Source organism: Kitasatospora sp. NPDC087315 (assembly GCF_044744345.1).
GTDB lineage: Bacteria > Actinomycetota > Actinomycetes > Streptomycetales > Streptomycetaceae > Kitasatospora.
Genome location: NZ_JBIUYD010000001.1, coordinates 344,379 through 360,260, shown reverse-complemented (window position 1 = coordinate 360,260; position 15,882 = coordinate 344,379). Strand labels below are relative to the sequence as shown.

Here is a 15,882-nt window from a genome sequence, read left to right as displayed (position 1 = left end):
GCGGTCAGTGGGGTGCGTGATGGGTGTCGCCGACATGCTCACCGGTCTCGTGGTCGGGGAAGCTGACGGCCAGGGTGACGCGGTACTCGAAGACGTCGTCCCGGTGGCCCGGGACGCGGGCCCAGGCGAGTGAGTGGACCTCGGCCTCCGGGGCCTGGCGGCACCAGGCGGCGGCCTCCTCCAGCGCGCGGGCGGCCGAACGACCGGTGCACACCACCGCCGTGTACGCCGCGACCGACACGTCCCCGCCGCTCCGGCCGACGCGGGACACCGCCCGGACGGCGGCCGCGGCGTGGGTCAGGTCGCGGGCCAGGTCGTCGATCACCCGAGGTGGCGCCGGCAGGACGGCAGGCCCCTCGGCGACGGTCTCCGGCAGGTTCGTGCTCACTGTCAGGGCCTCCATCCGCATGGTCAACGGGCACAGCATGCCGGGCCGCGATTCCTGGCATGACCACTTTCACCAGAACGTCACCCGCCCGGGGAGGCGATGGTGTAGAACCGGCCGCCCGCACACCCGTCCTGACCGTGCACGGCGGGTTCGGGGCGGCGCATCGGGCCAGGTCAGGGCTGGCGGCCGCAGGCGCCGCCGGGGAGCCCGGGCGGGCAGGTCTGTACCACCCCCGTGCCCCGAACCGCCCGTTCCGCCCCCGGGCACGCCCGGTTCACGTCCGTTACGCGCCCGGGCAACTCCCGTTGCAGGAACGGAAAATACCGGCCGACGGCAACCAGTAGCATCCTGACCGTCGCAGTCCGCCGAAGCGGCGGGCGCCACCGGAAGGAGTCCCCATGCAGGTCAACTCATCGATCCAGGAAGGCCGCCGGTACGGCTGGCTGCCCGCGCTGGCACTCGCGGCGGTCGCGGTGGCGGGGTGTTCCTCCTCGGGCGGCGGTGGTGCGGCGGCCGCGTCCGCGCCGGTGTCCACCCCACCCGCGACCACGGCCGCCGCACCCGTCACGCCCGTCACGCCCGCCACACCCGCCGCCGGAGCGGCGAACCCCGCACCGACCGCCGCACCGGCCGGCAAGCGGCCCGCCGACGCCTGCACGATGCTGACGTCCGCCCAGGTCGTCGCCGTCGTCGGGACCGCCGGACCGTTCAGGGGCACCCACCCCGACCCGGCGAGCGACGGCAGCGCGGTCTGGGGCTGCACCTGGGGATCCCGCCAGTCGTACGCCGCCATCAAGGAGACCGCGCCCGACACGCTCGCGCGGGTCAGGGCCGACAGCGACCTCGCGGTCACCACCGTGCCGGGGATCGGCCAGGAGGCCGTCGCCACCGCGTGGAAGAAGGACGGCACCCGGCCGATCCTGTACCTGGTGGCGGGCGGTCACACCTACTCCGTCGCGGTGGTCAAGGACCGCGGTCCGGGCGACGACGTCAACGCGCCCGCGGAGACCCTCGCCGAGGCCGCGCTGGCGACGACGCTCGCGGTGTCGCTCACCTCCTGACCGGGCGCGGGCCGCCGGCCTTGCGCCGGTTGCCCGGACCGACCACCGTGAACTGCCCGTTCACCGAACCGTGGGGCCCCGGACCGCCATCGGCCACCCTGTCCGCGTCAGATCGTCGTGATACTAATCATTCCGGAAACGAGCTCTGTCATGCACTGGCAGGCACGATGTTGACAGCCTGTCCGTTCTCGGGGAGTCCGGACGGCAACGGGGAGGGGCACCGCATGATGGCGAGGTTCGGCAGCGGACAGGGTGGCCGCAGGCTGCGACTGGGCAAGCGGGTGACAGGGACGGCAGCGGCGTTCACGGCGCTCGCCGCGCTGACCGGTTCTCAGGTGACGGGCCTCGGGCTCGTCCCGGTCGCGGCCGCCGACGCCGCGCCGCCCGTCACCGACCCGGCCACGCGGGGCTCCTCCTTCCCCGTGCCGCCCGGCACCGTGCTGCCCACGGCGTTCGGCACGCCCGGCACCGGCGGCCCGGTGGACGGCGGCGGCCCGCTGGCCCTGCCGCAGCCGCCCACCACCCTGCCGGGCGACCCGTCCGCCGGGCCGTTCCGTACCGGGCCCGCGCTGCCGGAGACCGTCTCCGCCGCCTACCACAAGGCCGAGGCCGCGCTCGCGCAGCGCTCGCCCGGCTGCCACCTGCCGTGGCAACTGCTGGCCGCGATCGGCGAGGTCGAGTCCGGCCAGGCCGACCGGGGCCGGGTGGACGCCGCCGGGACGACCTACCGCGCCATCCTCGGCCCGGTGCTCGACGGCAACGGCTTCGCCGCGATCGCCGACACCGACGGCGGCCGCTACGACGGCGACAGCCGCTGGGACCGGGCCGTCGGCCCGATGCAGTTCATCCCCTCCACCTGGGCGGTCTGGGGCGTGGACGCCAACGGTGACGGCAAGGCCGACCCCAACAATATCTTCGACGCCGCCGAGGCCGCCGGGCGCTACCTCTGCGCCGGCGGGCGGAACCTCTCCGACCCGGCGCAGCTCGACCGGGCCATCCTCAGCTACAACAACTCGGGCGAGTACCTTCGGACCGTCAAGAACTGGATGGCCCACTTCGGCAGCGGCACCACGACCACCACCCCGGACCTCCCGGCCGCCGCCACCCCGCCGACCGCCCCGACGACCACGCCGACGCCGGTGCAGCCTCTGCCGAAGCCCTCGTCGAGCGCCGAGCCGCCGGTCACCCAGCCGTCGCCCTCCGGAAGCCCGTCCCCCACCACAACTCCCACGACGGTGCCCACCACGACCCCCGGCACCACGCCGACGGGGACGCCGACCGGGACGCCCACGCCCACCGGGTCGCCCTCGCCGTCCGCCACGGCGACCCCGACCCCGAGCGCGACGCCCACCGCCACACCCACGGCGACGCCCACCGGCACCCCGACCGAGTGCCCCACCACCACGCCCACGGCGGCCCCCTCCGGCACCCCGACCACGGGCCCGAGCCCGTCGGCGTCCGCCTCGGCCACCGCGACGCCCACCGCTCCCGGCTGCGCGACCGCCACCCCCGAGCCGACCTCCTCGGCCTCGGCGACCACGTCCGCGCCGACGGCCGCCGCCACCCCGACCGCCGGGCTCTCCCCCTCGCCCACCGCCCGCTGACCCCGCCGGCGCCGCCTCAGCCGTCCGCCTCCACCTCGTCGTCCTCGTCGTCGTAGCAGAGGCCGGCCTCCCGCTCCTGCTGCTCCTGCACCTTGAACGGGACGTCCGGGTCCCAGTCCGAGGTGCGGGGCAGTTCGGGTCCGTCGGGGCCGAGGCGGACGACCGGTTCGACGCGGACCAGCTGGAACCGGCGGTCGGCGGCCTCGACGCTGTTCCCGCGTTCGGCGTCGAGGCGGTCGGCCGCCTCGGCGTACCGGGCGCGCTCGTCCTCCGTCAGGTGCGGCAGCAGGCTCGGCGCGAACTCGCGCAGATAGGCGGCGAGGCTGTCGCGGGCGGCCTGCGGGGTCTCGCAGGCGTTGGTCATCGGCCCCCAGCGGCCGTCCTCGTACTCGGCGACGGCGCAGTGCACCGGCAGCACGAACACATTGGGGTACAGGTACGAGGCGAGCCGGGCCTCGGCCCGGACGTCCTCGGGAATGCCGTGGCCGGTCGGCACCAGGGACATCATGTCCAGCCGGAGGATGCCGTCCACCAGCGTGACGTCGGCGGCCGGGTCGATGACGAACCCGTTGACGCGGGAGAGCGCCTTGTACCCCTGGCCGACCGGGGCTGGGTCCGGATCGGTGGGACGCGGAGGTTCGACGCCCTCGGGGCCCCCGCGCAGGACCTGTTCCGCGCGGAAGATCCGGTACTGTCGCCCGGCGACGGCCAGTTCGTCGAGTCGCTCCCACTCCAGCCGCTGGTACCCGGCGGTGTAGGCGGCCCGTTCCTCGTCGGTGATCTCCCAGGTGGCGGCGCCCCACTGGCCGGGCTCGGCGAGCGCCCAGCAGCGGAAGACATGGCCGAGGTCGTCCCGGGCCGTCTGCGGGGTGGTCGAGCGGAACCCGAGGATCCGCCAGGCCCCCTCCTCGGTGCGTTCCAGGCAGCCGAAGACGGGTGGCATCATCAGCAGATTCGGGTACCGCTCGCGGGCCGCCCAGGCTTCCAGGCCCGCCACCGCGGAGACCGGGTCGTCGGTGTGGGCGATCCGAACGGTGAGGTGGTCCGGCAACTGCACAGCGTCATCATCCATGCAGCCAGTGTTAGCGGACGCCGTCGGCGGACCGCAGCCCGTTCACCGAAGTCCACCCGACCCGGGAATCCCTGAGGGACCGTCGGGCGCCGGCCCGGCTCGCCTCCCCCGGAGGCTCGGTCGGGCCGGGCGCGGTCGGCGCCGACGACTCGCACGCTGTGTTCGCTCGCTCCCTGCCACGCCGGTGGGCGGGCGGCGTCCGCCACCTGACCGCCCGGGCACGCAGCCGTGCCCGGGGCACCGGCGAGGGCGGTGCCCCGAAGCGGGGTCGGCTCTCGCATGAAGCGTCCTGTCACGCAGTCATATATATCGTTGATCTACATATAGCGTCCAGCCAATCCGGCGCCGAAGACGGAAGAACGCGGCGGCGACCCCGACCGCGGCCTTCCGCCGCGGGCCTCAGCCCGCCAGGGCGGCGCGGTGGGCGCGCCAGCGGTCCAGCAGACCGTCCAGCTCGCCGATCATGAACTCGAAGAACTCGGCGCTCTCGGCCAGCCGTTCACCGGCGACACTGTCCGGACCGAGCGTGGACTCACCGTCCCTCAGCACCCGCACCCAGCGCACCAGCAGTTCGTCACGCCGGGCCAGGGAGGCGAACCAGACGTCGTCGAACACCCGGTAGCGGTCGCGGCGCGAACCGGGCTCGCGCTCCTTGGAGACCAGGCCCGTCTGGCTGAGATAGCGCATCGCCCCGGAGACGGCCGCCGGGCTGATCCGCAGCCGCTCGGAGAGCTCGGCGGAGGTGAGCACGCCGCTGTCCTCGGCCATCAGGCAGGAGAAGACCCGGGCCGGCATCCGGGGAAACCCGGCCACCGTCAGCTCGGCCGCGAACCGCTCGACGAACTCCGAGACCGCCCCGGCGTCCCGCTCTTCCCGCTTCACCCGCACACCTTCCTCCAAGCGCCACATCCGCGTCCGCCCCGACTTTAGCGCCTTCCCAATATTCACGTTTTTCTGAAACTACGGTATCTTCAGGAGCATGACGAAGGCAATCGCCCTGTCCGGCCTCCGCAAGTCCTTCGGCCGGACCACCGCGCTGGACGGCCTCGACCTCACGGTCGAGACCGGCGAGGTGCACGGCTTCCTCGGGCCCAACGGCGCCGGGAAGTCCACCACCATCCGGGTGCTGCTGGGCCTGCTGCGGGCCGACGGCGGCACCGCCAGGCTGCTCGGCAAGGACCCGTGGAACGACGCCGTCGAGCTGCACCGCCGCCTCGCCTACGTCCCCGGCGACGTCGAACTCTGGCCGAACCTCACCGGCGGCGAGGCCATCGACCTGCTCGCCCGGCTGCACGGCAACCACGACCGCCGCCGCCGCGACGAACTGGTCGAACGCTTCGACCTCGACCCGACCAAGAAGGGCCGCGCCTACTCCAAGGGCAACCGGCAGAAGGTCGCCATCGTCGCCGCGCTGGCCTCCGACGCCGAGCTGCTGCTGCTCGACGAGCCGACCGCGGGCCTCGACCCGCTGATGGAGGTCGTCTTCCAGGACGTCGTCCTCCAGGCCAAACGGCAGGGGCGGACCATCCTGCTCTCCAGCCACATCCTGGCCCAGGTGGAGAAGCTCGGCGACCGGGTCAGCATCATCCGCCGGGGCCGGGTGGTGCAGAGCGGCACCCTCGGCGAACTGCGCCACCTCACCCGGACCACCATCGAGGCCGAGACCCAGCGGCCGGTCACCGGCCTGGCGGACCTGCCCGGCGTCCACGGCGTCCGCACCGACGGCAACCGGGTCCACTTCGCCGTGGACGGCGCCCGGTTGGACGCCGCCGTCCAGCGGCTCGGCGCGGCCGGACTGCGCAGCCTGGTCAGCCACCCGCCCACGCTGGAGGAGCTGATGCTGCGCCACTACGGCGACGAGCTGGCCGCGAACGGCCACCGCGGCACCGGCGACGAGCGCGACGGCGGGGCCCCGCGATGACCGCCACCACCGCCGCCTCCGCCGGCACGGCGGCCGGCCGCCCCCGGCCTCCCGGTGGCGTGCTGGCCGGCACCGGCGCGCTGCTCCGTTTCGACCTGCGGCGGGACCGCCTCCGCCTCCCGGCCTGGGTGCTCGGCCTGGGCCTGCTGACGCTCTCCACCGCGAACAGCCTCCACACCGTCTACCCGACCGCCGCCGACCGCGCCTCGATCGCCCGGGCCTCCGACAGCCCGGCGGTGCTCGCCCTGACCGGGCCCGCCCGCTACCTGGGCGACTACACCTACGGCGCCATGCTCGGGCACCGGATGCTGGGTCTGATGACCGTCCTGGCCGGTCTGATGAGCATCCTGATCATCACCCGGCACACCCGGGCCGAGGAGGAGAGCGGCCGCGCCGAACTCGTCCGCTCCACCGCGGTCGGCCGCCACGCCCAGCTCACAGCCGCGCTCGCCACCGCCGCCGTCGCCAACCTCGCGCTCGCCCTGCTGCTCGCCGCCGGGCTGCCCGCCCTCGGCGTCCCCGGCATCACCGCCGGCGGCGCCCTGCTGTACGGAGCGGCACACGCCGCCGCCGGACTGCTGTTCGCCGCCGTGGCCGCCGTCGCCGTCCAGTTCACCGCGCACACCCGGACCGCCTCCGGCCTGGCCCTCGCCGTACTGGGCGCCGGCTACGCCCTGCGCGCGGCCGGGGACGCCGGTGGCAACGGACTGTCCTGGGCCTCCCCGGTCGGCTGGCTCCAGCGCACCTACGTCTTCGTCGACGACCGCTGGTGGCCGCTGCCGCCGGTGCTCGCCCTCGCCGCCACCACCGGCGCGGCGGCGTTCGCGCTCAGCACCCGGCGCGATGTCGGCGCCGGGCTGCGCGCCACCCGCCCCGGCCCGCCCGTCGGCAGCCCCGCGCTCGGCACCGCGCTCGGCTTCCCGCTGCGGCTCCACCGCGGCCTGCTGGGCGGCTTCGCGGTGGCGCTGGTGCTGCTCGGCGCGATGTACGGCTCACTGCTCGGCGGCGCCGACTCGATGCTGAAGGACGTCGAACAGCTCAGGGACGCCCTGGCGCGGCTCGGCGGCCATTCCCTCGCCGACTCCTTCGCCGCCATGACCATGCTGGTCGTCGCCGTGGTGGGCGCCGTCTACGCGGTGCTGGCCACGCTGCGCCCGCGCGCGGAGGAGGCCGCCGGGCGGGCCGAACCGGTGCTCGCCACCGGCCTCTCCCGCACCCGCTGGCTGGGCGGCCATCTGACGGTCGCGCTGCTCGGATCCACCGCGCTGATGCTGGCGACCGGTCTCGGCTTCGGCCTCGCGGGCGCGGTCTCCACCGGCGACGGGGGCACGTTCCTACGGCTGACCGGCGCGGCCCTGGCGTTCGCACCCGCCCAGTGGGTGACGGTGGGTTTCGCCGCGGCCGTGTACGGCTGGCTGCCCAGGGCCGCGCCGCTGGCCTGGCTCGTCCCGGCGTACGCCTTCGTGATCGGCTACCTCGGCCCGCTGCTGAAGCTGCCGGACGCGCTGAACCGGCTCTCGCCGTTCGGCCAGGTGCCCCGGCTCCCGGCGGCCGGGATGGACTGGACGCCGCTCGCCGCACTCACCCTGGTCGCGGCCGCCCTGCTCGCCCTCGGCCTGGCCGGGTTCAAGCGGCGCGACCTGGAACTCACCTGACCCACCCGGCTCACCCGGCCCACGGCGCCCGGGGCCGGTGAACAGCCCGCGGGGCCCGTCCGGTTCGTCCCGGACGGGCCCCGCGGCGTCGCCGTCACAGGTACTTGACCAGCTCCGGCATCAGGTCCTGGAAGGTACGGCCGCTGGCCGGCTGGCCGATCGCGGCCATCTGCCAACCGGCGGGCGTGCGCTGCACCTTGGCCATGATCTGGGCGGTGTACGGACCGCCGCCGGTCAGCGTGTAGCGGGCCAGCTCGGCGCCGGTCTGCTCGTCCACCAGGCGGCAGAAGGCGTTCTCGACCTCCTGGAAGGTCTGCCCGGTGAAGGAGTTGACGGTGAAGAGGATCTGGTCGACCACGGCCGGGACCTGGGTCAGGTCCACCGTGATCGACTCGTCGTCGGTGGCGTCGCCCGCGCCGCCGGTCAGGTTGTCGCCGCTGTGCCGCACCGAACCGTCGTTGCTGGTGAGGTGCTGGAAGAACACCACGTCCACCGGCTTGCCCTCGGAGAACAGCACGGCCGAGGCGTCCAGGTCGATCTCCTGCGAGGCCAGCAGCTTGGCGAAGAACCCCTTGCGCTGGACGGCCCGCCAGCCGAGACCCATCCGCACCACGCCCAACCGACCACCGCCCGGCTTCTCCAGGCTCAGCTTCTGCCCCTTGGCCAGCGAAACGCTCATCGCGCCCTCCTCGTTCCTCCGCCTGCGCACCCTGAATCTACAGCACTGTAGAGCGGCCGGGTCCGCACGAGTCGCCTCTGGGAAACCCCGTACCCCGCTTCTACGATCATCACCACACGATCCTGGCACCGGGAGGGGTACGCGATGACCGACACGCACCACGACACGGACCGCGCCACGTCCGACAGCACCACCGGCACCACCGGCAGCACGGCCGACGGCCCACCCGCCGCCGCACCCGTCGACCCGCTCCACGCCGAACTGGACCGCCGCGCGGCCGAGATCGCCGACCAGGTGATCCGCTGGCGCCGCCATCTGCACGCCCACCCCGAGCTCCCCAACCGCGAGGCCGGCACCGCCGCGCTGATCGCCGACCACCTGCGCGCGCTCGGCCTGGACGAGGTGCGCACCGGCATCGCCGGCCACGGCGTGGTCGGCGTGCTGCGCGGCGGCCGCCCGGGTACGGGGGTGATCGCGCTGCGCGCCGACACCGACGCGCTGCCGGTGCCGGACCGCTGCGGCACCGACTTCGCCTCCACGGTCGTGGACGCCGACTACCCTGGCGGCCCGTTCCCCGTCTCGCACGCCTGCGGTCACGACTGCCACGTCGCGATCCTGCTGGGCGCGGCCACCGTCCTGGCCGGCGTCCGGGGGGAGCTTCCGGGCACGGTGCTGTTCGTCTTCCAGCCCGCCGAGGAGGGCCCGCCGGTGGACGAGCCGGGCGGGGCGCGCGTGATGCTCGCCGAGGGTGCGCTCGCCGACCCCGCGCCGTCCATGGTGTTCGGCCTGCACGTCACATCGGACCCGAAGGGGCACGTCGGCTACCACGCGGGCTACCAGCTGAGCGCCTCCCGGCTGGTCCGGATCGTGATCACCGGCCGGCAGACGCACGGGTCCTCGCCCTGGCGGGGCGAGGACCCGATGCCCGCCGCCGGGGCCGTGCTCACCGGGATCGGCCAGCTCTACCGGCAGCGCTCGGCCTACGACCCGGTCGCGGTCACCATCGGGCACCTGGAGGACGTCGGCCGGTTCAACATCATCGGCGAGCAGGTCACCCTCTGGGGCACCATCCGGTGCGCCGTCGAGTCGGAGATGGCCGAGGTGGAGAAGCGCCTGGCGACGCTGGCCGAGCACACCGCCCTGGCGTACAACTGCACGGCGCGGGTGGACTATCTCCAGCCGGTACCCGCCCTGCACAACCGGCCGGAGTGGGTGGCGGCGGCGCTGCCGACCTTCCGTCGGGTGGTGGGCGCGGACCGGGTCGCCGAGGTGCAGCCCTCGCTCGGGTACGACGACGTCTCGGAGTTCGTCAACGCGTTCGGCGGGCTGTACGTGATGCTCGGCGTGCAGGACACCGAGCGCACCGCCGAGGGCACGGTCGTCCCGGTGCCGGGCGGGCGCGGGGTGGCGGTCAACCACAACCCGCACTTCTACGCCGACGACGACACTCTGGTCACCGGTGTCCGGCTGCACGTCAACGTCGCCTGGGACCACCTCACGGGTGCGCTGGAGCCCGCCGGGGACTGACCCGGCGGGGCTGGACCGGGAACCGGGGGCGGGCCCCGGTTCCTGGTTCCCGGTTCCCGGTTCAGCCCCCGGCCTGCCGCCAGGCACCGAACCCTGCTCCCCCGCCGTTGGCCGGCGGCCGGTTCCCGGCGGGCGCGCCAGGGACTACGCCCGGAGCTCTCTCGTTCCGCCCTCGCTTGCCCCTTCGGGCGGATGCGAGGATGCGGGAATGTACAGGTATCTGACCGTTCGCTCGGACTGTCGCTACAGCGAGAGCACCCCGGCGTCTGTGCTGGTGGAGTGCCTGGACTCGGTGCCCGGCCTTCGGAGGACCGACCTCGCCTTCTACGAGGCCGAGGGTGGCCCTGACTGGCTCCATGTGACCCTCGCCGCGTGCGACAGCACCGGTAGCTACGCCGTCCACGAGGGCACGGTGCCCCAGCGGGTCAACGTGGTGGAGCTGATCTGCTCCTCGGGCGGCGGCCCCCCGGCCTACGAAGCCGCACAGGCACTGGCGGCGAGGATGGCCGCTCTGCTCGGCTGGGAGGTGGCGGACCCCGAGAGCGACGAAGTCCTGCACACAGGGCGCCGGTCGGCGACCTCCGGCGGAGACCGCCGCTGGAACTCCGGCGCGTGAGAACGGAGGGCCCGCAGAGCAGCTTCAGGTGATCCACGGACAGGGCTGAAGAGCTCCCGGCAGGCAGGAATTGCGTGGCGGCAGTCGCAGGATCCGGCGGTGGTCACGCCAGTGGCCGGCGAGGATGGCGAAGCTCGGCGCGCAGGCTCCGAGCTGCGGCAGTGCGTCGTGCACGGCGTTGCGGAACCCGGCCGCGTCCAGTCCGGTGGGGACCTTGATGCCGAGCACCAGCGGTGTCAGGGCGATCAGCCGGTGCGGGCTCTTCTCGTCGGATCTCCCGTTGCTCACCCGGCCCAGCGTCGTCCGGCCCCGCCGCAGGGCCCCCGTTGCGCCGACGGTGGGCGCGCCCACCGGGCCGGGCCCGGGGCGCTGTCGCCGGTCGGCCAGGATGCGCCCGCTACCCGCGCTCCAGCCGGACCAGGGCGTCGACGGCCTCGGCGGCCACCGGGTGGACCGGGTCTGCGTCGGGTGTCCGCCGGTGACCGGCCTCGGCGGTCACCGGGCGGCGGACGCGTTCCGCCCGGACGGTGCGCAGGCCGGTGGACGCGAGGTCGGCGAGCACGTCGTCCGGGGTGAACAGGACGCGCGGGTCCTGCGGGCCGCCGATGCCCTCGGTGAGGTTGGTGGTGTCGTGGCCGACCACCAGCAGGGTGCCGCCGGGGGCGAGCGCGGCGGCGGCGCGGCGCAGCGCCGCCCGGCGTTCGGCGGCCGGCAGGTGGAGGTAGGCGACCAGGACCAGGTCGTAGCCGTCGGCCGGGAGTTCGAAGGTGCGGGCGTCGCCGTGCCGCCAGGTGAGCCGGTCGGCGACCTCGTCGGGCAGGGCGGCGGTGAGCCGTTCGGCCCGTTCGACGGCGACCGCGGAGTAGTCGAGGCCGGTGACCTGCCAGCCCTGGCGGGCCAGCCAGATGCTGTTGCGGCCCTCCCCGGCGGCGACGTCCAGGGCGCGGCCGGGGGTGTGCCCGGTCAGTTCGCGGACCACCCAGCGGTTGGGTTCGGCGCCCCAGACCAGCTCGCTCGCGGCGTACCGGTCGTCCCAGTCCTGGCTGTCCATGGCTCGTCCTTCGTTCGGCGGGTCCGCTTCGTACGGTCACGGTACTGGCGGCGGGCCGGGGAACCCCCGCACGCCGCCGGGACCGCCGACGCTCCGTCGCGGCGCCGGGGCGGTCGGCCCGATCCGGAGGTCCGTCCCGGGGACAGCTCCGGAGGTCCGTCCTGGAGGTCCGTCCTGGAGTCCGCCAACCATCCATCGGGCGGGCACCCTTGACGGCGAATATTGGTCCAGTCCAATCTGTGATGTCGTGACACGGTGGCCTCCGGGCCGGCCGTGCCGCGGCACCGTACGCCCAGTTCGTGTCACCCGTCCCCGCGCGCCCCCACAGCGCTCGGTTCGGCTCCCCTGCGGCCCGCCCCGGGCCGTCGCACCGCCGGAAACCCCCACTCATCCGGAGGACATCGCATGCACGACAGAGTCCTGCCCGCACGCCCTGCCACCCGCCGGTCCACCGCGCCCCGCCGGCGCGCCACCGCGCTGGCCCTCGCGGCCACCCTCACCACCGGCAGCGCCGCCCTCGCCCTGTCGCTCAACACGGCCTCGGCCGCCGCGGTCAACCTGCTGACCAACGCCGACTTCGAGACCGGCACCCTGGCCGGCTGGACCTGCGCCAACGGGTCGGTCGTCACCACCCCGGTGCACGGCGGGAGTTACGCGCTCAGCGCCGCCGCCTCCGCCTCCGACACCGCGCAGTGCCAGCAGACGGTCACCGTCCAGCCCAACACCACGTACACCCTGGCCGGCTGGGTCCAGGGCAGCTACGTCTACCTCGGCGCGACCGGCACCGGCGTCAACGCCTCCACCTGGGCGCCCAACGCGACCGGCTGGACGCAGCTGAGCACCACCTTCACCACCGGTGCGAGCACCACCTCGGTGACGGTCTTCACCCACGGCTGGTACGGCACCGGCACCTACCGCGCGGACGACCTCAGCCTGACCGGCCCGGGCGGGCCGACCAGCAGCACCAGCCCCACCGCGTCCAGCAGCCCGACGGCGTCGAGCAGTCCGACCTCGTCCAGCAGCCCGACCGCGTCGAACAGCCCGACGGCCTCCAACAGCCCGACCGGCAGCGCCAGCCCCACCGCGACCGCCACGGCCACCGGCCCGGCCGGCGACGGCAAGGTGACCACGCCCACCGGGGTGACCGTCAGCAAGGTCACCAGCAACGCCGTGGTGCTCAGCTGGCAGCCGTCCACCCTGACCAGCGGCGACGGCCCGGTCTCCTACAAGGTGTACTCCGGCGGCCAGTTGGTGGCGACCTCGATGGGCACCTCGGTGGCCGTCAGCTCGCTGCTGCCCGGCACCGCCTACACCTTCAGCGTCCAGGGCTACTCCGGCACCCACGGCTCCGCCCAGTCCTCGCCGGTGAGCACCACCACCTCCGCCGCGCCCGCGGCGAGCCCGTTCCGGTCGGCCTACTTCGACCAGTGGGGCATCTACGAGAACGCGTACTACCCGAAGAACGTCGACACCAGCGGCGCCGCGAGCAAGCTCGACGTCATCAACTACGCCTTCGCCAACATCCACCCCACCTCGCACACCTGCTTCCAGGCGGTGAAGGCCTCCGACTCGGGCAACGAGAACAACCCCAACGCCGGTGACGGCGCGGGCGACGCCTACGCGGACTACCAGGACAGCTACACCGGCGCCAACAGCGTGGACGGCACCACCGACACCTGGGAGCAGCCGCTCAAGGGCAACTTCAACCAGCTGCGCCAGCTGAAGGCCAAGTACCCGAACCTGCGGTTCACCATCTCGATCGGCGGCTGGACGTACTCCAAGTACTTCTCGGACGCGGCCGCGACCGACGCCTCCCGCAAGGCCTTCGTCTCCTCCTGCGTCGACATGTTCCTCAAGGGGAACCTGCCGACCAACATCGCCGGTGACGCCTCGGGCGGGCAGGCCTCGGCGGCCGGCCTCTTCGACGGCGTGGACCTCGACTGGGAGTACCCGGGCTCGGCCGGCGGTCACACCGGCAACCACTACTCCCCCGCCGACAAGCAGAACTTCACCCTGCTGCTGAAGGAGTTCCGCACCCAGCTGGACGCCCTCGGCTCCGCGCAGGGCAAGCACTTCCTGCTGACGGCGGCGCTGCCGAGCGGCCAGGACAAGATCGCGCTGCTGGAGACCGACAAGATCGGCGCGTACCTGGACTACGCCGACATCATGACCTACGACATGCACGGCGCCTGGGACGCCAAGGGCCCGACCAACCACCAGGACCCGCTGCACGACAGCCCGGCCGACCCGACCACGCCGATCACCCCGGGCACCCGCAAGTACAACGTGGACACCACGCTCGCCGCGTACACCACCGGCCTGCCGGAGTACGGCATCACCGGCGGGTTCCCGGCGAACAAGCTGGTGCTGGGCATCCCGTTCTACTGGCGCGGCTGGACGGGCGTCCCGGCCGGCTCCAACTACGGCCTCTACCAGAGCGCGACCGGCCCGACCGCGGCCAAGCCGCTGAGCCAGGAGGCCGGTCTGGCCGCCTGGAAGGAGCTGACCCCCACCGCGGCCAACACCCACTGGGACCCGGTGACCGAGACCTCGTGGGTCTACGACGGCACCAACTTCTGGACGGGTGACACCCCGCAGGCCATCCAGGCGCGCGGGGCGTACGCCAAGAGCAAGGGCCTGGCCGGCATGTTCGCCTTCTCCCTGGAGAACGACGACGCCTCCGGCACCCTGCTCAACGCGATGAACAGCAGCCTGCACTGACGCACCGTCAGTGAACGGCCAGGGGCCGCGCGGATCGAGGTGATCCGCGCGGCCCCCGCGTGTGTCCGGCGTGGTGTCCGGCGTGTGTGCCCGGCGGGGGTGTCCGGGCGTGGGTGTCCGCCCGCCGCTACCGCTTCCGCGGCACCGGGTCCGCTCCACCGCGCGGGGTCGCGCCCGGACGGCAGCGCAGCAGCCGGCCGACGGTCAGCCGGGCGCCGCGCAGCGCACCGTGCCGGTGCAGCGCCTGGACGGCGTAGGTCGAGCAGGACGGCGTGTAGGGGCAGCAGGCCGGGCGCTTCGGGCTGATCTCGGTCCGGTAGTACCGCACCGCCCCGTACAGCGCGCCCGCCGCGAAGCCCTCGGGAACGGGCGCCGCCCGGTCCGCACCGGTCTCCGGGCCCGCACCGCCCGCACCGCCCGGCCGCCGTCCGGCGCGAACGCCGGCGAGGGCGAACCGGACGCCCGCGGCCATCATCACCGGGACGAGGGCGATCAGACAGGGGTCGGCGAGGTCGCAGCAGTCGCAGGCGTCCAGGCAGTCGTTGTCGCGCTTCTTCGGCTTGCCGTTGCGGCGCCGGTACTCCTCCCAGGCCCGCCGCTGCTCCCGCCGTCGGAGGCGCTCCGACTCGGGCAGCCACCACCAGGCCCGCTGGGGGCGCTGCGGCGGGAACGAGACGCCGGGGCCGGGCTGCTGGTAGGACACGCCGGATGATCCCTTCGGTGCTTCCGCCGGGGCCGACCCCCAACGACCCGGTCAGATTATCCGAGGGCGCGGGCGGCTACGCAGCCGCCCGAACAGCGGTCAGCCGCTGCCGCCGCCCAGGGTCGGGAAGAGGTCGGTGAACGGCTGGGTGGTCACCGAGACGCTGCGGCCGAACGGGTCGTCGAAGTCCCAGATCAGGAAGAGCAGGAAGGCGATCAACGCGCTGAACGCACCCGCCAGGATCAACTCCCTGGCCGAACGCCGGATCTGGAGCGCGAACACCATGCCGACGGTGACCAGCGCCCCGACGATCAGGCCGAACCAGACCACGCCCGGCATGGTCGGCCCGGCGTTCTGCCCACGGGCGTTGCGGGCCTCGTCGACGGCGCTGATCCGGTCCATGATCGGCTGGTAGGCCTGGGACTCCAGGTCGCTCTCGGGGGCGTGGGTGGCGACGTCCGCCCGCAGCTTGTCCAGCAGTTCGGTGCCCCGGTCGGAGATCTCGCCGTGCTCGCGCATGTACGTCCACTCGACGTCCACCACGTACGAGACATAGGCGTCCACGTCGGCCCGGACCTTGTCGCGGAACTCGACCGGGTAGACCTGCGCCCGCTCGCTCACCTCGTGCAGCGACTGCGCCTCGCGCAGCGCGTCGTCCTGGGCGGCGCCGCGCGCCTCCCAGACGCCCGCGATGGCGAGGCCGAGCACGATCGCGTAGACCACGCCGATCATCATCGTCATGTACTCGATGACGTCCGGCGTCTCGTCGGAGCTGTCGCCCTCGCGCACCCTGCGGTGCCTCAGCAGCACCACCGCCACCACGACGGCGCAGGCCGCCGACATGGCGATGGCCAGCGCCAACCACTCGGACATGGGAACTCCCT

The 15,882-nt window shown here is 73.8% G+C and carries 15 protein-coding genes; 7 read left to right on the top strand and 8 right to left on the bottom strand.

What is annotated here, in order from left to right:
- Positions 1-4: 4 nt before the first annotated feature.
- Positions 5-388: a hypothetical protein gene (locus tag ACIO5D_RS01605; RefSeq protein ID WP_363610263.1), complete on the bottom strand. Its 384-nt coding sequence runs from the start codon at positions 386-388 to the stop codon at positions 5-7.
- Between the two features lie 398 nt (positions 389-786).
- Between ACIO5D_RS01605 and ACIO5D_RS01600 the strand changes: the two genes are divergently transcribed.
- Positions 787-1,449 carry a hypothetical protein gene (locus tag ACIO5D_RS01600; RefSeq protein WP_400793578.1) on the top strand — a complete coding sequence of 221 codons (663 nt, stop codon included), beginning with the start codon at positions 787-789 and terminating at the stop codon, positions 1,447-1,449.
- Positions 1,450-1,673: 224 nt separating this feature from the next.
- A complete protein-coding gene (locus ACIO5D_RS01595; RefSeq protein WP_400793577.1) occupies positions 1,674-3,053 on the top strand; it encodes a lytic transglycosylase domain-containing protein in 1,380 nt (459 codons plus the stop codon).
- Between the two features lie 16 nt (positions 3,054-3,069).
- Here the strand turns inward: ACIO5D_RS01595 and ACIO5D_RS01590 are convergent, their stop codons facing one another.
- Together ACIO5D_RS01590 and ACIO5D_RS01585 are read right to left on the bottom strand one after the other, a co-directional pair.
- Positions 3,070-4,125, bottom strand: coding sequence for a DUF5954 family protein (locus ACIO5D_RS01590; protein WP_363610266.1), 1,056 nt, complete (start codon positions 4,123-4,125; stop codon positions 3,070-3,072).
- A 399-nt stretch (positions 4,126-4,524) separates the two neighbouring features.
- Entirely contained in the window at positions 4,525-5,034 is a 510-nt protein-coding gene (locus ACIO5D_RS01585; protein ID WP_400651855.1) for a GbsR/MarR family transcriptional regulator, read from the bottom strand.
- 70 nt (positions 5,035-5,104) lie between these two features.
- On the opposite strand from ACIO5D_RS01585, the gene ACIO5D_RS01580 reads away from it, so the two are divergent.
- Both ACIO5D_RS01580 and ACIO5D_RS01575 read left to right on the top strand, forming a co-directional pair.
- Positions 5,105-6,046: an ABC transporter ATP-binding protein gene (locus tag ACIO5D_RS01580; RefSeq protein WP_400651852.1), complete on the top strand. Its 942-nt coding sequence runs from the start codon at positions 5,105-5,107 to the stop codon at positions 6,044-6,046.
- Complete coding sequence (locus ACIO5D_RS01575) at positions 6,043-7,701, top strand: ABC transporter permease (protein WP_400793575.1); 1,659 nt, start codon at positions 6,043-6,045, stop codon at positions 7,699-7,701. The genes ACIO5D_RS01580 and ACIO5D_RS01575 overlap by 4 nt, the downstream gene beginning before the upstream one ends.
- Before the next feature lie 94 nt (positions 7,702-7,795).
- Here ACIO5D_RS01575 and ACIO5D_RS01570 read toward each other — a convergent pair whose 3' ends face one another.
- Complete coding sequence (locus ACIO5D_RS01570; RefSeq protein ID WP_363614475.1) at positions 7,796-8,380, bottom strand: TerD family protein; 585 nt, start codon at positions 8,378-8,380, stop codon at positions 7,796-7,798.
- 144 nt (positions 8,381-8,524) lie between these two features.
- Here ACIO5D_RS01570 and ACIO5D_RS01565 point away from each other — a divergent pair, with 144 nt between their 5' ends.
- Positions 8,525-9,907 carry an amidohydrolase gene (locus ACIO5D_RS01565; RefSeq protein WP_400793573.1) on the top strand — a complete coding sequence of 461 codons (1,383 nt, stop codon included), beginning with the start codon at positions 8,525-8,527 and terminating at the stop codon, positions 9,905-9,907.
- A gap of 208 nt (positions 9,908-10,115) precedes the next feature.
- A complete protein-coding gene (locus ACIO5D_RS01560) occupies positions 10,116-10,523 on the top strand; it encodes a hypothetical protein (protein ID WP_363614480.1) in 408 nt (135 codons plus the stop codon).
- Between the two features lie 24 nt (positions 10,524-10,547).
- On the opposite strand, the gene ACIO5D_RS01555 is transcribed toward ACIO5D_RS01560, so the two are convergent.
- Together ACIO5D_RS01555 and ACIO5D_RS01550 are read right to left on the bottom strand one after the other, a co-directional pair.
- Entirely contained in the window at positions 10,548-10,811 is a 264-nt protein-coding gene (locus ACIO5D_RS01555; protein WP_363614482.1) for a TMEM175 family protein, read from the bottom strand.
- Between the two features lie 109 nt (positions 10,812-10,920).
- Complete coding sequence (locus tag ACIO5D_RS01550; RefSeq protein ID WP_363614484.1) at positions 10,921-11,574, bottom strand: class I SAM-dependent methyltransferase; 654 nt, start codon at positions 11,572-11,574, stop codon at positions 10,921-10,923.
- A gap of 405 nt (positions 11,575-11,979) precedes the next feature.
- On the opposite strand from ACIO5D_RS01550, the gene ACIO5D_RS01545 reads away from it, so the two are divergent.
- Positions 11,980-14,295 carry a glycosyl hydrolase family 18 protein gene (locus ACIO5D_RS01545; protein ID WP_400651841.1) on the top strand — a complete coding sequence of 772 codons (2,316 nt, stop codon included), beginning with the start codon at positions 11,980-11,982 and terminating at the stop codon, positions 14,293-14,295.
- A gap of 127 nt (positions 14,296-14,422) precedes the next feature.
- Here ACIO5D_RS01545 and yidD read toward each other — a convergent pair whose 3' ends face one another.
- Positions 14,423-14,998, bottom strand: a complete 576-nt coding sequence (yidD, locus tag ACIO5D_RS01540) for a membrane protein insertion efficiency factor YidD (protein WP_400793571.1) — start codon at positions 14,996-14,998, stop codon at positions 14,423-14,425.
- 99 nt (positions 14,999-15,097) lie between these two features.
- Positions 15,098-15,871, bottom strand: coding sequence for a hypothetical protein (locus tag ACIO5D_RS01535; protein ID WP_400793570.1), 774 nt, complete (start codon positions 15,869-15,871; stop codon positions 15,098-15,100).
- Positions 15,872-15,882: the final 11 nt, after the last annotated feature.